The following is a 19778-nucleotide window of genomic DNA, read 5'->3' on the forward strand; positions in this document are numbered from 1 at the left end:
GCCGGGATTTATTACCCCGCCGTGACACCGCGAGGCATGGAGATACTCCACACGTGTCTCAACGTGGCCGACGCCGACCGCACCGCGGACTGGTACGTCGACCAACTCGGCTTCGAGCGCTCTTGGGAGTTTACGACCGCCGACGGCGACACGCGCAACGTGTACGTCGCCGACGACGCCGGCGTCGAGTTCCAGCTGTCCGACACCGACGGCGAGGAGCCGAGCGACGACGGCGACCGCTACGACCACGTCGCCGTCGGCGTCGACGACGTCGACGCGGCGTTCGAGGCGATCGACCACCACGGCGTCGTGAAGGAGCCGGGCGACCAACCGGAGGCCGGCGCGCGCACCGCGTTCGTGAAGGACCCCGACGGCCACGCGGTCGAACTGATCGAGCCGTTATAAAGGGAGCCGACAACCAGCGAGCGAGTTTAATATCGACGGAACGCCACAGAAAAGCTCACACATCTGTGAGAGTCATCGATCGGTCGGTACAAGGGACTCACGTACCGATATATTGAACTACTCGTTATTTGCCAAGAACACTCTGCGGGGTATCGAGAGTAAATCTTGCGAGTCGTCAAAAATAGGTGCCTCGGTGGGCCAGATTCACTCGCCCTGTTCGACTTCGAAGATCTCGTCTGCAGCGAGACCGTGGGCCTCTTTGTGGACCTTCTCGCCCGCTTCTTTGCTGGGGCCCTCGAAGAGGCAAAAGACGGCCCCCTCGTCATCGTCCACCCAGTAATTCAAGTATTTCACGCCGTGTTTCTCCTGGGTTTCGAGATCCTTTTTGTGAGCTTCTACAACCTCCTCAACGCTTGCATCGACGTCCCTATGAACGTCCATATAGAGTGGCATGGTGCACATCGATACGGGAGATACCCACGGTTAGTTATTGAGGGCCACTTAACGGTACGACGCAATTATTAGGGTGACGGGACGTCCGTGTAGGATGGTCGGAGACTCTGCAATCGGTATCGAGTAAACATCAACCTTCCCTTGCGATCCGGCCGCAAGGTATGCGCTGTGTATCCCGCACGACTAACGAACCAGCTCCTTGATCTGGTAGAACCCTCGGTGATCAAGACGCACGCTTGGTCTACCGACTGCCGTTCTAGCATGGTACCGAAATCAAACGGTGGGAGTCTGCCGTCATGCGCGCTGCCGTTCAGAGTACTGCCGCTCCGAGACGCGAGCGACGCCAAAAAGTCGGTATATCGGGGGCGAACGAGCCGAAGTCGAACGCGACCTTAGAGGATCCCGGCCGCCTCGGCCGTCTCAACGATGTCTTGGGCCATCTTGTTGGTCGCCTCGTCGACCATCTGCCCGTCGACGCTCACGGCGCCCTTGCCCTCCTCCATCGCCTCGGCGTAGGCGTCGACGATGCGCTTGGCGCGCTCGGCGGTCTCCGGGTCCGGTGCGAACACTTCGTTGCCGATCTCGATCTGCGACGGATGGATCGCCCACTTGCCGTCACAGCCGATCATGTTGGCGTTTTCGGCGGACTCGCGGAAGCCGTCGGAATCCTCGATGTCGGCGTACGGGCCGTCGAGACACGGCACCCCGGCCGACTTCGCCGCGGAGTTACACTCGGAGAGGGCGTGGTGCCAGTAGTGGCCCGGGTACTCCGGGAACTGGCCGATGTCGAGTCCGGGCGTGCCCATCGCCGCGGAGTAGTCGCCCGGTCCGAAGATGATCGACGAGAGTCGATCAGAGGCGTGGGCGATATCGTGAACGTTGTGGATCCCCTCGCCGTCTTCGATCTGGGGTTCGAGGCCGATGCCCCCGACCTCCAGCCCGTTGTTCTCTTCGACCTGCGCGAGCAGGTTCTCGACCGTGTGCACGTCGCTGGCGGACTTCACCTTCGGAACGATGATGTCGTCGATGAACTCGCCCGCCTCGCCGACGACCGTGATCAGGTCGTCGTACCACCACTTCGTGTCGATCCCGTTCATCCGGAAGCTGAGGACCTTGTCGCTCCAGTCCTCCTCGCGGGCCGCCTTGATCAGGGGCGCGCGCGCGTCCGGCTTCGCGTTCGGTGCCACGGAGTCTTCGAGATCGAGGAACACCTCATCGGCGTCGCTGTCGGCTGCCGAGTGCATCATCTTCTCGTCGCTCGCTGGCGTTGCAAGCTGCGTCCGACGAAGGGTAACGTCTGTCATATATAGCGAGTCTATCACACTTGTCCATGAAAATAAAGCTACCTTAGCCGGGGGTATTTTCTCTGATTCGGAGGCGAGTAACTATAGAACGAGGGCGGGAGCGAGTGGATTGGCCGCGCGGGCTCGGTGCCTTGCGCTCTCAGCGGTCGCGGCTCGCGATTGCGCGGCGCTTACAACGGGGCGGGCCGTACCGTCTCAGCGATCTGCGCGATAAGCGTGCGACATCGCCTCAGCGGTCGGCGTGTCGGACTGCAGCCACGATCAGCAACGCGATTAGGAACGCCCCGATCACCGCGCCGAGCGTCGTCAACGAGAAGAGGTTGGGCTCCTCGATCGGAGCGGCACCGGCCGCCTCCGTCGACGCGACTGTGGGAAGCGCCATGATCGCAGCGAAGAAGGCGGTACGGAACCGCGATTGTGTCATCTATTGATCACCTATCGCTGTCCCGTCTTCCGTGAAGCGTCGGTAAGCGTGTGCATGCTTGCAGTACTCCGCCGTGGAGATGGTCCAACGAAAGAGCGACATCGGGGTAGTATTTCGCCGCCAGAACCGTCGTTTCTGAGTGTTGAAACATCTTCAGGCCCAGCCTGAAACGCGGTTTAAACCGGTGTACCTCGGGGTACGGATTCAGCGCTCACCGTGACGTCGACCGCGAGAAATCGTCGGGGTTCGGGGCGGAGTCGACCCGGCCGCGTCAGTCGTCGGCCGGGGTGCGCGGTTCGGCCGGAGGTTCGCGCTCTTCGGGCTCACCCGCCGGGTCGTCGACGGCGTCGGCGTCGGGGTCCCCTCGAGCCGTGCGTCCGCCTCCTCGGATCGGTGGCGCTCTTGGAGCGCCTCGACAGAGTGCGCCTCGGTGTAATGATGGGAGATGATAACTATTAACAATGAGTGTTCACTAATACGTATTCCGCAGATATCGTGGAGAAGGTGGCTGATTCGGGGGTTTCAGAGCTTCACAAGCACCTTGATCGCCTCGCGCTCGTCCATCATGCGGTACCCCTCGTCGACCTCGTCAAGGCCGACCGTCTCGGTGAAGACCGGCGCGGGGTCGAGGGTGCCCTGCAGTACGTCCGCCATCAGTTCCTCAGCGTACGCGCGGACGGGCGCGACGCCGCCTGCAAGTGTGACGTTGTCGCCGAACATTCCGAACACGTTGAGGCCCTCCTCCTCGACGCCGTAGGGGACGCCGACGTAGCCGATCGTGCCGCCTGGCCGGACCACGTCGATGGCGGTGTTCATCGCGCTTGCGGCGCCGACGCACTCCATCACGTGGTTCGGCCCGCCGTGGGTGAGCTCTTGGATCCGTTCGACGGCGGCCTCGCCGCGCTCCGAGACGGTCTCCGTGGCGCCGAACTCCTCGGCGAGTTCGAGTCGGTCCTCGTGGTGGCCCACCGCGATGATCCGCTCGGCGCCGAGTCGGCGGGCCGCGAGCACGCCGCAGAGGCCGACTGCGCCGTCGCCGATCACGACCACGGTCGAACCCGCCTCGACGCCCGCATTGACGGCCGCGTGGTGACCGGTTCCCATCACGTCGGTCAGCGGGAGCAGTGACCGGAGCGTCTCCTCGTCGTCGGCAAACCGATCGGGGACTCGAACGAGGGTGCCGTCGGCGTGAGTCGATCGAACGTACTCGCCCTGCCCGCCGCCGTTGTCGCCGCCCCACGAGTCCCCGTTCTCGCAGGAGGTATGGAGTCCCTTGCGGCAGAACTCGCACTCGCCACAGGAGATGGCGAAGGGCGCGAGCACGCGGTCTCCGGGCGCGACCGAGGTGACCTCGTTGCCGACTTCCTCGACGATCCCCATCGGCTCGTGGCCGACCGGCGAGCCCTCGTCGCGGTCGCTGTCGCCGCGGTAGAACCACAGGTCCGAGCCGCAGATCGCGGTGTGGGTCACGCGGACGATCGCGTCGGTCGGGGCCTCGATCTCGGGGCGCGGACGCTCTTCGACGCCGATGTCTCCGGGGCCGTTGAAAATGGCAGCGCGCATACCGTCAGTGCGGCTCGAACGCACAAAAGCACGGCGTCGTTTCGGGTCGCCGCCACCAGAAGTAACGGTTCGCGGCTCGGTATCCGCTCAACGAATCGGTCCCGGTGAGTGGATACTCGGTGCCGAACACCGATCGAGGTCCGGTCGCATCTCGTCAAGGTTGAGCGCGATCGACTCCATATTTGCCGGTATCTGTGACTCGTTGTTTCTTCACCGAACCGTTCTCGAAGTGAAACGAACAATTTCTTCGATCGCCGCTGTCGTGGCCGCTCGCGCTTCTGCTGAACTCCCGCTGTCTAGCAACCCGACCCACGCCGATGGGTGCGGGTGATTTTCGCCGAATACGGCGTCACAGGTCGCTTCAACTGTCGTCCGTAACGGAGGCGTTTCCCCCGCGGATTCACACCTGTCGATATGGCCAGTTTCATCGGATCGCTGTGGCGTCGGTATCGATCGGTACCGCTCATCTACCGCATCGCGGTCGCGTTCCTCCTCGGATCGCTCGCTGGCGCGGTCTTCGGTGAGCGGATGACCGTCGTCAAACCGTTCGGTGACCTCTTTTTGCGCCTGCTCAACATGCTCGCCGTCCCGATCATCGTCTTCACGCTGCTCACCGGGATCAGACAGCTCTCGCCGGCGAAGCTCGGGCGCATCGGCGGGGCGACGGTCGGGCTCTACGCCGTGACGACGACGTTCGCCGGGCTGATCGGGCTCGCGGTCGCGAACCTGCTGCGCCCGGGTCGCGGCGTGGAGTTCACGGGCGGTGAGGCGCAGTCGCAGGCGCCGCCGTCGCTGACCGAGGTCGTCCTTGGAATCGTCCCGAACAACCCGGTGGCCGCGATGGCCGAGGGGAACCTGCTCGCGACGGTCTTTTTCGTGATCGTGTTCGGTATCGCGCTCACCTACGTCCGGGCGCAGAAACCGGAACTCGCGGGCCGCGTCGACGGCGTGTTCGGGGCGTTCAAGATCGGAGCCGAGGCGATGTTCGTGGTCGTCCGCGGCGTGTTGGAGTACGGGGTCATCGGCGTGTTCGCCCTCATGGCGGTCGGGATCGGCACCGAGGGCGTCGGCGTGTTCTCCTCGCTCGGCGCGCTCGTGCTGGCGGTCGGCGTCGCGGTCGTCGTCCACATCGCGTTCACGTACCTGTTCGTACTCATGCGCGTGGTCGCCGGCGTCTCCCCGGTCGCGTTCCTTAGGGGCGCAAAAGACGCGATGCTCACCGCCTTCGCGACGCGCTCGTCCAGCGGGACGCTCCCCGTGACGATGACGAACGCCGAAGAGGATCTCCGGATCGAAGAGCGGGTGTACTCGTTCGCGCTCCCCGTCGGCGCCACCGCCAACATGGACGGCGCCGCGATTCGACAGGCGATCACCGTGATGTTCGCGGCCAACGCCGTGGGACAGCCGCTCGCGCTCACCGAGCAGTTCCTCGTGTTGGTCGTCGCCGTGCTGATCAGCATCGGGACCGCCGGCGTCCCGGGCGCCGGACTCGTCATGTTGACCGTCGTATTGAGTCAGGTCGGCCTCCCGCTGGCGGTCGTCGGCTTCGTCGCCGGCGTCGACCCCATCCTCGGGCGCATCGCGACGATGAACAACGTCACCGGCGACCTGGCGGTCGCGACCGTGGTCGGCAAGTGGAACGACGCCGTCGACTTCGGCGACGGCGTGTGGGCCAGATAGGGCGATCGGTGTCGGAGATGCGTGTGACGGTCCGAACCCGACTATTTGCGCGAATGTTTTTGAACGCTGAAATTATCTATTGCTGACAGAAAATAACCCTTAAATCGGCCCACCGGCCACCCGCCGATCGCACGATGACACGCAGCCGTGACGCCGACGCCGCGACGAACCGCCCGACGCGGGGGACCGAGCCGTGAGCGACGGGCCGACCCTCCGGATCGTCGACGAGGACGACGACGATCCGGGCGGCGCGGTCCCGGCGCCGGTGCCGCCGGACGACCCCGAGGCGTGGTACGCGCCGGACGTGCGCGCGCAGTACGAATCGGAGCCGGGGGTCGTCGCCACGGTCCGCGAGCGCGACGGCGGCCGGTTCGGGTACGACGTGCGCGAGCCGCCGCTGTCGGGGGCCGACGATCGCGCGCTCGACCGCGTCCGCGACCACTTCTCCGGGGTGCGACACCGGCGACCGCTCACGCGGGTCGGCGTGATCGAGCGGGCCGAGTCGGGATTCGAGCCGAAGTACGAGCGGGCGCTCGACCGGCTGCTCGACGCGAGTCGGGCGGCGCGCCGCCGGATCGACTACCACGCCTTGCGCGACCTCCGGCTCCTCGGCGACGTGACGCCCCTCGCCTTAGACGGCCGGATCGAGGTGGCCGACGTGGGCGACGAGCGCGAACTGGTCGTCCACACCGAGACGTTCGCGCCCTTGGAGACCGGTATCGACGCCGACGCGGAGTACGTCGAGCGCGTCGCCGCCGAGCGGCTCGCCCGGTACGCGGTCGGCTTCGCCGGGCTCTCCGTCGAGGTGGTCGTCGCCCGCGAGCGCTTGCTCGGCTCCGACGCGTTCGAGACGAAGTACGCCGTCCGCGAGCCCGACCTCCTCCCCGGCGACGAGGCGCTGATCGAGGAGTGCAAACAGCGCATCTGGGAGACCACCGTCAACGGCGTCGTCGACGACCGCGAGGCGTTCGTCGCCGAGCACGCTCGGCGGTTCCTCTCGCGGCGGCTCACCGCGCGCAACACCCGGGCGTGGCTCGGCGCGGCCGCCCACCGAGCCCGCTCCGCGCTGGCCGACCGCGGGCTCGCGGTCCCGCCGGTCGACTCGCGGTACGCCCACGATCGCCTCGACGATCTGGCGTACTACGTGCTCCGCGACTTCGTCGGCGAAGGAATCTTAACGGTCCCGATCCGCGACCCGAACTTGGAGGACGTGGAGGCCAACCGCGTCGGCGAGCGCGTGAAGGTGGTTCCGCGGACCTCGATCCTGCAGGGAGCGGGCGCTGGGGACGAGAATTCCAGAGACGCCGGACGACGCGTCCCGACGAACCTCGCGTTCGACGACGAATCGACGTTCGTCAACGTCGTCACCGGGCTGGCGGCCCGCGACGGGACCGAGCTCAACGCGTCGACGCCGTCCGCGAAGGTGAACCTCGACGTCGACGGGGTCGACGAGACGATCCGGTGTGCGGTGGCGTTACCGGTCATCTCGGAGGGCGGCCCCCACGTCTCGATCCGCAAGCAGAGCGCGGACGCCCTGACGCCCGTCGATCTGATCGACCGGGGGACGCTCTCTCCCGATCTGGTCACCCTGCTGTGGCTGCTGTACGAGCACCGCGGGGTCGTCCTCTTCGCCGGGCCGACCGGCGTGGGGAAAACGACCCTGCTCAACGCTCACACCCCCTTCATCCCGTTCGACGACCGGCCGGTGTCGATCGACGAGGGGTCTCGCGAGGTCCGGCTCCCGCACGAGACCGGGGTGTCGCTCACGACGCGCGACCACGAGGACGCGTACAAGGCCGTGAGCATGTCGGAGCTGATGGCCGAGGCGAATTACTTGAACCCCGACGTTGAGGTGATCGCCGAGATCAACACGCCCGCGAGCTTCGAGACGTTCGCCGAGACGCTGAATACGGGGCATGGCGTGATCGGCACTACTCACGCCGAGGACGTGGAGGCACTCGTCAACCGCGTGATCGAGCGCGGGCTCCCCGCCTACCTCCTCCGCGAGGTCGACCTCGTCGTCTTCCCGCGGCAGGTCGACGGCGAGCGCTACGTCTCGCGGGCGGTCGAACTGCTCTCCGAGGCGGAGTACGAGGCGCTCGACCCAGAGGCGACACGCAGCCCGACGGGCAACCCCAAACACGGCGGCGCCGGCGTCGTCGACAAGGGGACGGAGGCGGTGTACTACAACACGGTCGCGTGGCGCGACGCCGACGGCGAGTTCCGGTTCCCGGGTGCTCCCGAGAGCGACGCGCCGACCGCGTCCCGTGAGGGGCGCCGCCTTCACGCGCTCGCTCGCATCGCCGACCATACCGACCGCGATGTCGACGCCGTCGAATCGGAGTTCGCGTCGAAGCGCCGATACGTCGAGTACCTCGTCCGTGAGGGAGTCGACGACTTCGACGCGCTGTTCGAGTTCCTCGCGGACCTCCGGACCGACGAGGCGGCGACCGTCGAGCGCGCCGCCCGCACGATGGGCGGGGAGGGACGATCATGAGCGGGGAGCCACAGAGAGGAGCCGACGCCGCGGGAGGCGGCCGCGCCCTCGACGCGGCCGAGGCCGACGGGTTCACGCGGACCAGCGGCTCCTCGGTGGTCGACCGCGTGCTGTACGCTCTGTTCGCACGCCACGCGAGCGACCGCCGGCACGACGCCGACCGGAAGCGGTACCGTGGGACTGCGCTCGACACGGGGTTCGAGACGCATTTGGCGCGGGTGTACGGGCTCTCGTGGCTCGTCTGCGTTGCCGTCATCGTCCCGGCGCTGCTTGTCGCCGCGTCGACCGTGCCGGGGTTACTCGCGGCGGCCGACGCCTGGATCGGCGCGCGTTCGCCGGTCCCGATCGGGTCGCTGTCGCCCGAGCGCGTTGCCGTCGTCGCCGCCGGCCTCACCGGGTTCCTCGCGAAGCGCGCAACGGTGCGGCTCGGTGGGCTCCACCTCCGGTGGCTCACGGCGACGCGCCGGACCGACATCGAGCGGACCCTCCCGCCCGCGGTCCGCTACCTCGAACTACTCGCGGCCGGGAGCGACGGCCCCCGGAAAATGGTCGAGAAGGCCGCCGCGAACGACGCGTACGGCGGGACCGCCACCTCGCTACGGAAGGCGCTCAACGCCGCGCGACTCGCCGGGAGCCTCGACGAGGGACTGCGTCGGGTCGCCCGCGACACGCCCTCGCGAGAGCTGCTCGCGCCGTTCCTCCTGAAGTTCCGCAAGCACGCGGCGACTGGCGACGCGGCGCTCGCGGAGTACCTCCGGACGGAGAGCCGGATGCTCGCGCACCGGCAGGACCGGGCCCGCAAGCGCGCCCGGCGATTCCTGGAGCTTCTCACCGAACTGTTCGTCGTCGTGTTGGTGTTGCCGGCGCTGCTCGTCATCGCGGCGACCGCGCTCACGGTCGTCGTCCCCGAGCTGCTCCCGCCGGTCGACACGCCGGTCGGCGTGGTGCCGACGCGGGCGGTCGTCCTCTACGGCGCCGTCGTCTTTCTCGTTGCTATCGGCCTCGTCGGTGCGGTCGCGGTCGGCACGCTCCGCCCGCCGAACCAGCGCGCGAGCTACGACTTGCCGGCGTTCCCCCGCAAAATCCTCGCCTCGGCCGGGCGCAATCCGTCGAGCGCCGCGGTCGTCTGCGCGCCGCCCGCGGCGCTGCTCGCGGTCGGGCTCGCGTTCGCGGGGTACACTCTCGTCAACGTCGCGCTGCTCTCGTACGCGGCGTTCGCGGTTCCCGTCGGCGCCGTCGCGGGGAGACGCACCCGGATCGACGACGCGAAGGACCGCGAGCTGGCGGACTTCGTCCACGCCGTCTCGGGACACGTCGCGCAGGGGCGGCCGTTCCCCGCGGCGGTCGAGGCGGTCGCGCGCGACGTGGACCTCGGCGTGCTCGACGACGACGTGGCCGACCTCGCGTTCGCGCTCCGGTCGACGACCGCGACGGGGGGTGCGGGGAGTACGGAGCGTGCGAGAGACACGGGGAGTACGGGTGCGTCGGCACAGTCGCCCGGCGTCCGCGCGGCCGCGATCGATCGGTTTGTCCAGCGCGTCGGAACGCCGCTGGCCGAGGGGACACTCGGGCTCGTCACCGACGCCTTAAACGCCGGGAGCGACGCCGACGCCGTCTTCGAGACGCTTCGGATCGAGGTCGGCCGGCTCTACAGCGAGCAGCGCGCGCTCCGCTCGTCGATGCACCCCTACGTCGCGGTCGGCTGGGCGGCGGCCGCGCTGGTCGCGGCGGTCGTCGCCGTCGTCAACACGCAGGTGATCGACGCCGCGCACCTCGCCGACCTCGCCGGGGCAACCGATTTCGTGGCCGAGCCGGAGACGGTGCTTCCGGAGCTGGAGCGCTTCCGGCTGTACGTCGTCACGCAGGCGACGATGCTCGCCTCGGGCTGGTTCGCCGGCACCGCCTCCCGCGGACGCTACGCGGCGCTGTTCCACTCCGGGCTGCTCGTGGCGATCTGCTACGCGGTGTTCACCGCGGGCGGGCTGGTGTGAGCGGGGGCTTTGCACCCGCTTCGATACCGCCGTGGGATTCATTCAACAGCAATCCTTATCATATCTCAGAAAAATCGTCGTCTATGGCTGGTCGTTACGGCAATATAGACTATCCGAAGATCACCAAACGCGGTGTCCTCTTCGGGCTCGGACTGTTCCTGATCGGGGCCGTCGGCGAGGCGTATATCCACATGACGGGGACGCAGGTGCCCGGCTGGGAGGAGCGGCTCCTCCTCGATCTGGAGTTCCTCGGTACCGCGATCGCCCTCGTCACTCCGTTCGTCTTCGGGATCTTCCTCCCGCTCACCGAGTAGACGCGGGTCAAATTCCGTCTCGCGGACCTGGACGGGCACCCGACGTGATCGACCGGGACAGAAATCTGCCCGATCGGGGCCGCGCCGTCGAGCCAAATACTGATTACCGTGACGCGTCCACCTCTACGGAGAGATGCCCGAGAAACAGCCGATCCCGGACTGGAACCTCTCCGAGCGGGACACCATCATCCTTCAGGAGCTCGCTCGGGACCCTCAGCTCACCTCGCGCGGGCTCCGCGATCTCCTCGCCGAGGAACACGATATCGACGTCTCGCACGTCACCGTCAACGAGTCGATCCGGCGGATGCGCGCCGACGGGGTGTTCCGAGAGGCGTTGGTCCCCAACGAGGAGCACCTCTTCTTCTCGCTGTTCGAGTTCCAGTTCAACCCGGAAGGGTTCGACGAACACTGGGAAGACGCTCTCGAACACATCCGGTCGAGCCGCCACACGTTCATGTATTTCCTCTCTGACGGCGACTACCAGTGGAAGACGATCATGATGTTCGAGGACCGCGAACAGGAGTCGAAGTGGATCCACGAGTTCTACAAGGAGTACGGCGTGCTCGTCAACAACCTCCGCAACTCCGTCGTGACGAACGTCCTCAAGTTCGGGACGGATCCCGAGCTGTTCGAGGTGTTCCAGGAGGACGGCAACGACGAGTGACCGCTGCTATCGACTCTCGACTTAGTCGAACTCGCCGAACCGCGTGACGGTCTCAAGCTCCTCGGCCGGCGGGTCCTCGAAGGCGTCCCGCGCGATCGACCGGCGGTGGACCTCGTCGGCGCCGTCGACGAGGCGGAACTGCCGGACGTTCTCGTGGAAGCGCGCGATCGGCAGGTCGTACGCGATCCCGTTGCCGCCGCAGAACTGGAGCGCGTCGTCGATCGCCTCCTGCGTCACGTTCGCCGCGAACGTCTTTGCCATCGCGACCTCGATGCGCGCCTCGTGACCGTCGGCGATCCGCCCGGCGGCGTGCCGGACCATCGTGCGCGCGGCGTGGAGCTCGGTGCGGCGGTCGGCGATCCGGAACCGCGGCCCCTGCTTCTCCGAGAGCGGTTCGCCGAACCCCTCCCGCTCGGAGAGGTAGGCGGTCGCGATGTCGAGCGCGCGATCGGCCATCCCGGCGTACCGCATGCAGTGGGTGAGCCGGGCCGGACCCAGCCGCTGTTGGACGAGGGTGAACCCCTCGTTCTCCTCGCCGAGCGTGTTCTCGACCGGCACGCGCACGTCGTCGAACCGGATCTCGGCGTGCGTCGTCCCGACCAGCCCCTCGCCGAGGTGCGGGATGTTCCGAACGACCTCGACGCCGTCGGCGTCGGCGGGCACGAGGATAACCGAACAACCGGCGTACGGATGCGCCTCCTGATCGGTGCGGGCGAACACGAGGAGGAGGTTCGCCTCGACGCCGCCGGTCGTCCACCACTTGTGGCCGTCGATGACCCACTCGTCGCCGTCTTTCTCGGCGGTCGTCGCCAGCATTTTCGGGTCCGACCCCCCGCCCTGCATCGGCTCGGTCATCGCGAACCCCGAGTCGATCTCCGCGGCCGCCAACGGGCGGAGCCAGCGCTCCTTCTGTGCGTCGGTGGCCGCGATCTCGAGGGTGTGCATGTTCCCCTCGTCGGGCGCCGCACACCGGAGCGCCGTCGGCCCGAGCAGGCTCCGGCCCGCCTCTTCGAACACCGGCAGCATCTCGCGGAACCCGAGTCCGAGCCCGCCGTACTCCTCGGCGACCTGCGGGGCGTAGATCCCCTCGTCGCGCGCGGCGTCGCGCAGCGCCTCTATGTCCGCCGGCGGGATCGGTCCTCGGCCGAGCCACTCCCGCTCGACCGGAAGCACCGTCTCGTCGACGAACTCCCTGACGGCCTCGGCGATCTCCGGCCCGCGACCGATATCGTCGTACTCCATAGCAACTCTTGTTTAGCAATGTAAATAGTAGTTCCGACGATCTGCCCCAAAAGGCTATAAATCCCGAGCATAACCAGTTCTGTATCGCAAACTGATTTACAATGTTAGTCAAATTCGCCGAAAACGGTGAAAGCCGTTCGGGACCGGGGCCGGAGGAGGGCCGGCCGGAGGCGGATCGCCCGTGAGCGACCCCGACTACCTCGACCGACTGGTCGACGACGACGCGCTCGGGGCGTACCTGACCGCCGAGTTCGGGTCGGCGGACACGTTCGCCGTCGAGCGGCACGCCGAGGGTCACTCCAACGAGACGCTGTTCGTCACGTGGGGCGACCGCGAACTGGTGGTTCGGCGGCCGCCCCCCGGCGAGACGGCCGACACGGCCCACGACGTGCTCCGGGAGTACCGCGTGGTCGACGCGCTCGGTGACACCGACGTTCCCGTCCCGCGGACGCTTCGCGCCTGTGACGACCACGGGGTCCTCGGCAGCGACTTCTACCTCATGGAGCGCGCCGAGGGGGACGTACTTCGGGAGACCGAGCCGGAGCGCTTCGCCAATCCGGCCGCCCGAGAGCGGGTCGGGACCGGGCTCGTCGACACGCTGGCGGCGATCCACGGGGTCGACTACGAGGCGGTCGGGCTCGGCGACTTCGGCCGCCCTGCGGGGTATACGGCCCGACAGGTCGAGCGCTGGACCGGGCAGCTCGAGTGGGCGTTCGAGACGACGACGGAAGTCAGAGAGGTCCCCGACCTGATCGCCGTCGGCGAGTGGCTCGCCGACAATGCCCCCGACGAGCACCCCGAGACGCTCGTCCACGGCGACTTCAAGCTCGACAACGTGATGTACGGCCCCGGAACGCCCCCGGCGGTCGTCGCCGTCTTCGACTGGGAGCTGTCGACGCTCGGCGACCCGCTCGCCGATCTCGGCTGGCTGCTCCTGTTCTGGTACGACGAGGGCGATCCGGACCCGGCGATGCCCGAGCTGATGTCGACGTTCACCGCGCGGGAGGGGTACCCGACCCGCGCGGAGCTGATCGCTCGGTACGAGACGACGACGGGACGCGAGTTCGCCCACGAGCGGTTCTACCGCGCGCTCGCGGCCTACAAGATGGCCGGGCTGGGCGAGATGTTCCTCGCGCGGCACCTGAACGACGACAGCGACGATCCGCTGTATCCGAAGATGGAGGCACAGGTGCCCACGCTCGCGGCCCGGACGCTCGCGTACGTCGAGGGCGAGACCGAGCGGCTGTGACTACCGCGCCGTCCAGCCGCCGTCGGCGGCGAGCGTCTCGCCGGTGACGAAACTCGCCGCGTCGCTCGCGAGGAAGACGGCCGGTCCCGCGATCTCCATCGGATCGGCGAAGCGATCGAGGGGTGTCCGGTCGAGGATCGACTGCCGAAGCCGCTCGTTCTCCTGTAGCGTCTCCGTGAGGTCGGTCGCGACGTAGCCCGGGGCGACCGCGTTCACCCGCACCTCAGGCGCCCAGTCCATCGCCGCGCTCTTCGTGAGCCCGACGAGGCCGTGTTTCGAGGCGACGTACGGGTGCTGTTTCGGGAGGCCGACCTCTCCCGCCACGCTGGCGACGTTGACGACGCTCCCGCCAGCCTCCTTCAGGTGCGGGCCGGCGGCTCGGAGAGTTCGGAACGCCCCTCGAAGGTTCACGTCCAAGACCGAATCGACGGCGTCGCTCTCGATTTCCGCTGGGTCGCCGAGCGCGTCGCCGGGGTTGAATCCGGCGTTGTTGACCAAAATATCCAGGGAGCCGAACGCGTCGACGATCTCCTCGACGAGCGCCTCTACGTCGTCGTCGTCGGTCACGTCGGCAGTGATACCGCGCGCTTCGACGCCGAAATCGCGGGCCTCGTCGGCGACGGCCTCGACCTCGGCCGCGGTCCGCGCCGAGGGGACGACCGTCGCTCCCGCGGCGGCCATCCCGAGGGTTATCGCTCGTCCGATCCCCCGGCCGCCGCCGGTGACGACGGCGACCCGCCCGGTGAGGTCCGGGAGGGAGTCGTCCGGCGTCAGGGTGGTGTCTTCGGTCATTCTCCACCCTCCTCTCCCGGCGCGTACGGCAGAGCGGGATCGTCGACGGTCTCCCGGAGCGTCTTCTTGTCGAACTTCCCGGTCGCGGTCTTCGGAATCTCCTCGCGGAACCGCACGTCGTCCGGGAGCCACCACCGCGGGAACTCGTCGGCGAGGAACGTTCGGATCCCCTCGACGTCGAGCTCGCGGCCCGCCTTCGGCACGACGAACGCCAGCGGGCGCTCCTGCCAGCGCTCGTGGGACGCCGCGATCACGACCGCCTCGGCGACGTCCTCGTGGGCCATCAAGGCGTTCTCCAACTCGATGCTGGAGATCCACTCGCCGCCCGACTTGATCACGTCCTTGACCCGGTCGACGACCTCCATGTACCCGTCTTCGTCGACGGTGGCGATGTCGCCGGTGCGGAGCCACCGCGCCCCGCCGTCGTCGGCCGCGACGAAGTCCGTCGCGTCGGCCTCCGGGCGGTCGTAGTACTCTTCGACGACCGAGGGTCCCCGGACGAGCAGTTCGCCGAACGCCTCGCCGTCCCAGGCGACCGGCTTGTCGTCGTCGTCGACGACCCGCATTTCAAGGCCGGGCGAGAGCAGCCCCTGTTTCGCCCGTTTGTCGAGTTTCGCCTCGCGATCGGCACCGGCCATCGCCGAGGTCGGTCGGGAGACCGAGCCGATACTCATCGTCTCGGTCATCCCCCACGCGTGTTCGATCGTCACGTCGTGTTCGTCCTCGTACCGGCGCATCACCTCTCGGGGCGCCGCGCTCCCGCCGACGACGATCCGCTCCAGCGAGGAGAGATCGCCGCCGTGCTCGTCGAGGTGGTCGAGCACGTCGATCCAGACGGTGGGCACGCCCGCCGTGAGCGTCACGCCCTCGGACTCGATCAGCTCGACGAGGTCCGCGGGGTCCGGGGACGGTCCCGGATACACCTGTTTCGCGCCGGCCATCGTCACGGCGTAGGGGAACTCCCACGAGTTTACGTGAAACATGGGAACGACGGGCATCACCACGTCGTCCTCGGCGATGTCGAGCGCGGCGGGCGTCATCACCATCATCGCGTGGGCGTAGATCATCTTGTGCGTGTACTCGACGCCCTTCGGCTTCCCCGTGGTGCCGGAGGTGTAACACATCCCGGCCGGGTCGTCCTCCGAGAGCGGCGGCCACGATTCTACCGGGTCGGCGTCCGCGATCAGCTCCTCGAACGCCGAGAGCGGCAGGTCGGACTCCGTCTCCGGCACCGAATCACCCATGACGACGACCTCGCGGACGCCGTCGATCCGGTCCCACAGTCGGTCGAGCGTCGCGACGGCGTCGCGGTCGACGATCAGCACGTCGTCCGCGGCGTCGTTGATGATGTACTCGACGTGGTCGTCCTGTAAGAGGAGGTTCACCGTGTGGAGCTGGGCGCCCGAGAGGGGGACCGCGTAGTACGCCTCGAAGTGCCGGTGGGTGTTCCACCCGAGCGTTCCGACGCGGTCGCCGGGCTCGACGCCCAACTCCGCGAGCGCGGCCGCGAGCCGCCGGACGCGGTCGCCGAAGTCGGCGTACGTGTAGCGGTCGACCCCGTCGTGGGTGCGGGAGACGACCTCCGTCTCCGGGAACAGTCGGGTCGCCCGCCAGAAGAACGGGCGGAGCGTGAGCTCTTCAGGCATCCGCAGTCCCCACGGAGAGATACGTTTCGAGGAGATCGTCGCGGTCGCGGATCTCCTCGACGGTGCCGTCGAACACGATCTGTCCGGTGTCCATGATGTAGCCCCGTTCCGCCAGATCGAACGCGAAGTCCACGTTCTGTTCGGTCAGGAGGACGGTCACGTTCTCGTCGACGACCGTCTGGACGATCTCCCGGAGGTCGTCGACGATGACCGGCGCGAGTCCCTCGGTGGGCTCGTCCAACAGGAGCACGTCTGGCGCCTGTACCAGCGCGCGAGCGACCGATACCATCTGCTGTTCGCCGCCGCTGAGGTTCTGCCCGTCGTTTTTCCGCAACGGATCGAGCGCCGGGAACAGTTCGTACATCTCCTCGACCGGCCGCGGGTCGCTCGCGAGGTTGTGCGCGAGTCGGAGGTTCTCGTGGACCGTCAGAGTAGGAAACACCCGCCGGTCCTCCGGGACGAGTGAGATCCCGAGTTCGTTGATCTCGTCGGGGGAGAGCCCGGAAATCTCCTCGCCCCGGTAGGTGATCGATCCGGTTCGCGGCGGCGACGCACCGACGATGGAGCGCATCGTCGTCGTCTTTCCGGCGCCGTTTCGCCCGAGTAGCGTCACCACTTCGCCCTCGTTGATCTCGAGTGAGATCCCGTGGAGGACGTGGCTGTTCCCGTAGTACGTGTTAATGTTGTCGACGTCGAGTATCGTCATACGCTATCACTCCCCAAGTACGCCTCGGTCACACGGTCGTCCGTCAACACGTCCTCCGGCGTCCCGTCGGCGAGGATCGCTCCCTCGGCGAGCACGACAATTCGGTCGGAGATGTCGGTGACGACGTCCATGTTGTGCTCGGTCACGACGAACGTGGCGTCCAGATCCGCGTCGAGTTCGCGGATCAGCGAGACGATCTCGGTGACCTCCGTCGGGTTCATCCCCGCGGTCGGCTCGTCCATCAGGAACACGTCGGGCTCGATGGCGAGCGCCAAGGCGATCTCGACGGTCCGCTTCTCGCCGTGACTCAGCGTGTCGCACGGCGTGTCCGCGATATCGGTGAGCCCCGTCAGCTCCAACAGCTCCTCGATGTCGACCTCGAGTGCCTCGTCGCCGGCCGCCCGCGATCGGAAGTCGAGGCGCGTCCCCTCGTGGCTGATCCGAGCGACTCGGACGTTCTCGCGGACCGTGAGCCCCTCGAAGATATTCGTGATCTGGTAGGAGCGCGAGAGCCCGGCCTGTGCGACCTCGTGCGGCTCCGCGTCGGTGATGTCGGCGAGGCCGCCCTCGCCGTCGTCCCGGAGCCAGATCGACCCCGAGGTCGGCCGGAGCACGCCCGTCAACAGGTTGTAGAACGTGGTCTTGCCGGCCCCGTTCGGGCCGATGATGCTGGTGATCTCGCTGTCGTCGATCTCGATCGACACGTCGTCGACAGCGGTCAGTTCGCCGAACTGTTTGCGGAGGTCTTCGGTCTTGAGAACGGTCGTCACGAGTTATCACCGCGGTCGGTCCGTGCTTCGTCGTCGGCCGGTGCAGTCGCTCCTGTGCCGCGGGAGCGCTCGTCGCTGCTGGCGGTCTCTCCGCCATCAGCGTCCCCTCCGCCATCAGCGTCCCCTCCGCCGTCTCCGAGCAGTCGATCGCGGAGCAGCAGGAGTCCGCCGACGGCCCCCTGCTTGAAGTACAGCACCACACCGATGAGCAGCGCGCCGAAGAACAGCTCCCAGTACGCTTCGAGCGTCGGGAAGCGGCTGATTCCCCAGCGGATGTATAGGAAGACGAACGCGCCCACGATCGGGCCGGAGAAGTACGTCGCGCCGCCGATCACGGTAGCGATGACGGCGATCGCGCTCGTCGACCAGTGGGTCAGTCCCGGGGACGCGACGCTCGCGAGCCCCGCGCGCAACACGCCGGCGATCCCGACGATCGCCGCCGAGATAATGAACGTCATCCAGCGGTGGTGTCTGACGTCGATCCCGAGCGCCGACGCCCGGTCGGGGCTCTCGCGGATCGCCTTACAGACGGTGCCGAACGGTGAGTTGACGACGCGCCACGTTCCGTACGTCGCGGCGAGCACGACGACCACGGTGAGGGCGTAGTACGTCCGTCGGGCGCCGATCCGGAAGCTCCCGCCACCGATGTCGACGCTCCCGAGCAGGACGATGATCCCGTCGGTCCCGTTCGTCAGCCCCGCCGGGTCTTGGATGATCAGTGAGTAGCCGAGCATTCCGAACGCGAGGGTAATCAGCGCGAAGTAGATCTCCTCTAACCGGACGCTGAGCCACCCGACGGGCACCGCCACGACGACGACGAGTGCTAAGCCGACGACGCCGCCGACGACGAACGTGACGAGCGGGGAGATCCCGGATCCGACGAGGTCGGCGAACACCGGCCCCAGGTCTCGCAACACGATCGCGACTCCGTACGCGCCGCCCGCGTAGAACAGGCCGTGACCGAACGACAGCAGACCGGTGTAGCCGTACAGCAGGTTGAACCCGAGCGCGAACAGCGCGACGACGAGGAAGTCGGTGAACAGATATATCTGGAAGGACGGTCCGAACGCCAACAGGATCAGGCCGAGCGCGCCGAGGAGCCCGAACCGTTCGCGGGTCCAGCCGTCGGCGACGGCCGAGCCGAACTCGCTGACGCGGCCGCCGGTGTCGGTCGACGCGCTCATTCGCCGATCCCTCCGAAGAGCCCCTCAGGACGGAACAGCAACACGATCACCATCGCGAGGAACGGGATCGCGATGCTGCCGGCGCTGATGAACTGCGGGCCGAGGCTCTGCATCATCCCGATGAGCATCGCGCCGACGAACGCCCCGCTCATGGAGCCGAGCCCGCCGATGACGACGACGATGAACGCGTCGATGATCACCTGATCGCCGAGCGCCGGGCTGGTCGACTGTAGCGGCGAGGAGAGCGCGCCGCCGAGGCCGGCGAGCACGCTCCCGAGGAAGAAGACGCCGGTGTACAGGCGCGGTACGTCGACGCCGAGCATCGACGCCATCTCGCGGTCAGAGGAGGTGCCCCGCACCAGCGAGCCGAAGTACGTCCGCGTGATGAACAGCCAGAGGCTCACTAACACCGCGACCGCGAGGCCGATGACGACCAGCCGGTACGCGCTGAAGGTGCTCCCGCCGAGTGCCACCGAGAAGTTGAACACGTCGGGCGGGTCGATCGAGTACGACCCCGATCCCCAGATGAATCGGACCGCCTCGTGGATCACGAGGACGAATCCAAACGTGACGATGAGCTGGTCGAGATCCGCGTCGACCCGGTCGTACAGCGGTCGGATCGCCGCAAACTCGATGGCGGCGCCGACGACACCCACCGCGAGGGCACCGGCGACGACGGCGAGCCAGAAGTTGTCGACGACGTTCGTCACGACGGCGAGCGTCACGTACGCGCCGAGCATGTAGAAGCCGCCGTGTGCGAAATTGAGGACGCCGAGCACGCCGAAGATGAGACTCAGCCCGACGGCGATCAGGAAGAGTCGACTCCCGAGGCTCAGCCCGATGATGACGTCGGCGATCCCGATCAGTGGAACGAGAGATGGTAGACTCATGGAG

18 protein-coding genes are annotated in these 19778 nt (G+C 67.4%); 7 read left to right on the forward strand and 11 right to left on the reverse strand.

Annotation, left to right across the window (positions count from 1 at the left end; all coding sequences use genetic code 11):
• Positions 1–36: 36 nt before the first annotated feature.
• The gene (locus HLAC_RS01050) at positions 37–405 is read left to right on the forward strand and encodes a VOC family protein (RefSeq protein WP_012659457.1); all 369 of its coding nucleotides are present in this window, start codon (positions 37–39) and stop codon (positions 403–405) included.
• Between the two features lie 204 nt (positions 406–609).
• Here the strand turns inward: HLAC_RS01050 and HLAC_RS01055 are convergent, their stop codons facing one another.
• The 4 genes from HLAC_RS01055 to HLAC_RS01070 form a co-directional block, all read right to left on the reverse strand.
• A complete protein-coding gene (locus HLAC_RS01055) occupies positions 610–858 on the reverse strand; it encodes a DUF4242 domain-containing protein (RefSeq protein ID WP_141104764.1) in 249 nt (82 codons plus the stop codon).
• 392 nt (positions 859–1250) lie between these two features.
• The gene (locus HLAC_RS01060; RefSeq protein ID WP_012659459.1) at positions 1251–2162 is read right to left on the reverse strand and encodes an HpcH/HpaI aldolase/citrate lyase family protein; all 912 of its coding nucleotides are present in this window, start codon (positions 2160–2162) and stop codon (positions 1251–1253) included.
• A gap of 229 nt (positions 2163–2391) precedes the next feature.
• Positions 2392–2586 carry a hypothetical protein gene (locus HLAC_RS01065; RefSeq protein ID WP_012659460.1) on the reverse strand — a complete coding sequence of 65 codons (195 nt, stop codon included), beginning with the start codon at positions 2584–2586 and terminating at the stop codon, positions 2392–2394.
• 522 nt (positions 2587–3108) lie between these two features.
• Positions 3109–4149 (reverse strand): zinc-dependent alcohol dehydrogenase family protein, encoded by a 1041-nt coding sequence (locus HLAC_RS01070; RefSeq protein ID WP_012659461.1) that lies wholly within the window; start codon positions 4147–4149, stop codon positions 3109–3111.
• A 414-nt stretch (positions 4150–4563) separates the two neighbouring features.
• Between HLAC_RS01070 and HLAC_RS01075 the strand changes: the two genes are divergently transcribed.
• The 5 genes from HLAC_RS01075 to HLAC_RS01095 all read left to right on the forward strand — a co-directional run bounded on the left by HLAC_RS01075 (position 4564) and on the right by HLAC_RS01095 (position 11295).
• Positions 4564–5829 (forward strand): dicarboxylate/amino acid:cation symporter, encoded by a 1266-nt coding sequence (locus tag HLAC_RS01075; RefSeq protein ID WP_012659462.1) that lies wholly within the window; start codon positions 4564–4566, stop codon positions 5827–5829.
• Between the two features lie 193 nt (positions 5830–6022).
• A complete protein-coding gene (locus HLAC_RS01080) occupies positions 6023–8326 on the forward strand; it encodes a type II/IV secretion system ATPase subunit (RefSeq protein ID WP_012659463.1) in 2304 nt (767 codons plus the stop codon).
• Positions 8323–10317 (forward strand): type II secretion system F family protein, encoded by a 1995-nt coding sequence (locus tag HLAC_RS01085; protein WP_012659464.1) that lies wholly within the window; start codon positions 8323–8325, stop codon positions 10315–10317. Before HLAC_RS01080 ends, HLAC_RS01085 begins: the two co-directional genes overlap by 4 nt.
• 83 nt (positions 10318–10400) lie before the next feature.
• On the forward strand, positions 10401–10631 hold the full coding sequence (locus HLAC_RS01090; RefSeq protein WP_012659465.1) for a DUF7860 family protein: 231 nt from the start codon (positions 10401–10403) through the stop codon (positions 10629–10631).
• A gap of 133 nt (positions 10632–10764) precedes the next feature.
• The gene (locus tag HLAC_RS01095; protein ID WP_012659466.1) at positions 10765–11295 is read left to right on the forward strand and encodes a winged helix-turn-helix domain-containing protein; all 531 of its coding nucleotides are present in this window, start codon (positions 10765–10767) and stop codon (positions 11293–11295) included.
• 21 nt (positions 11296–11316) lie between these two features.
• Here HLAC_RS01095 and HLAC_RS01100 read toward each other — a convergent pair whose 3' ends face one another.
• Complete coding sequence (locus tag HLAC_RS01100) at positions 11317–12537, reverse strand: acyl-CoA dehydrogenase family protein (RefSeq protein ID WP_012659467.1); 1221 nt, start codon at positions 12535–12537, stop codon at positions 11317–11319.
• Between the two features lie 181 nt (positions 12538–12718).
• On the opposite strand from HLAC_RS01100, the gene HLAC_RS01105 reads away from it, so the two are divergent.
• A complete protein-coding gene (locus HLAC_RS01105) occupies positions 12719–13786 on the forward strand; it encodes a phosphotransferase family protein (RefSeq protein ID WP_012659468.1) in 1068 nt (355 codons plus the stop codon).
• Here the strand turns inward: HLAC_RS01105 and HLAC_RS01110 are convergent, their stop codons facing one another.
• From HLAC_RS01110 to HLAC_RS01135, 6 genes are read right to left on the reverse strand one after another with little or no spacing between them, the layout of a single operon-like run.
• Complete coding sequence (locus HLAC_RS01110) at positions 13787–14578, reverse strand: SDR family NAD(P)-dependent oxidoreductase (protein WP_012659469.1); 792 nt, start codon at positions 14576–14578, stop codon at positions 13787–13789.
• Complete coding sequence (locus HLAC_RS01115; RefSeq protein WP_012659470.1) at positions 14575–16224, reverse strand: long-chain fatty acid--CoA ligase; 1650 nt, start codon at positions 16222–16224, stop codon at positions 14575–14577. The genes HLAC_RS01110 and HLAC_RS01115 overlap by 4 nt, the downstream gene beginning before the upstream one ends.
• Positions 16217–16930, reverse strand: coding sequence for an ABC transporter ATP-binding protein (locus tag HLAC_RS01120; RefSeq protein WP_012659471.1), 714 nt, complete (start codon positions 16928–16930; stop codon positions 16217–16219). Before HLAC_RS01120 ends, HLAC_RS01115 begins: the two co-directional genes overlap by 8 nt.
• A complete protein-coding gene (locus HLAC_RS01125; protein WP_012659472.1) occupies positions 16927–17700 on the reverse strand; it encodes an ABC transporter ATP-binding protein in 774 nt (257 codons plus the stop codon). The genes HLAC_RS01120 and HLAC_RS01125 overlap by 4 nt, the downstream gene beginning before the upstream one ends.
• Positions 17697–18884 (reverse strand): branched-chain amino acid ABC transporter permease, encoded by a 1188-nt coding sequence (locus HLAC_RS01130; RefSeq protein ID WP_012659473.1) that lies wholly within the window; start codon positions 18882–18884, stop codon positions 17697–17699. The genes HLAC_RS01125 and HLAC_RS01130 overlap by 4 nt, the downstream gene beginning before the upstream one ends.
• Positions 18881–19774: a branched-chain amino acid ABC transporter permease gene (locus HLAC_RS01135; RefSeq protein WP_012659474.1), complete on the reverse strand. Its 894-nt coding sequence runs from the start codon at positions 19772–19774 to the stop codon at positions 18881–18883. The genes HLAC_RS01130 and HLAC_RS01135 overlap by 4 nt, the downstream gene beginning before the upstream one ends.
• Between the last annotated feature and the right edge of the window lie 4 nt (positions 19775–19778).

Origin of the sequence: Halorubrum lacusprofundi ATCC 49239 (assembly GCF_000022205.1) — an archaeon.
Lineage (GTDB): Archaea > Halobacteriota > Halobacteria > Halobacteriales > Haloferacaceae > Halorubrum > Halorubrum lacusprofundi.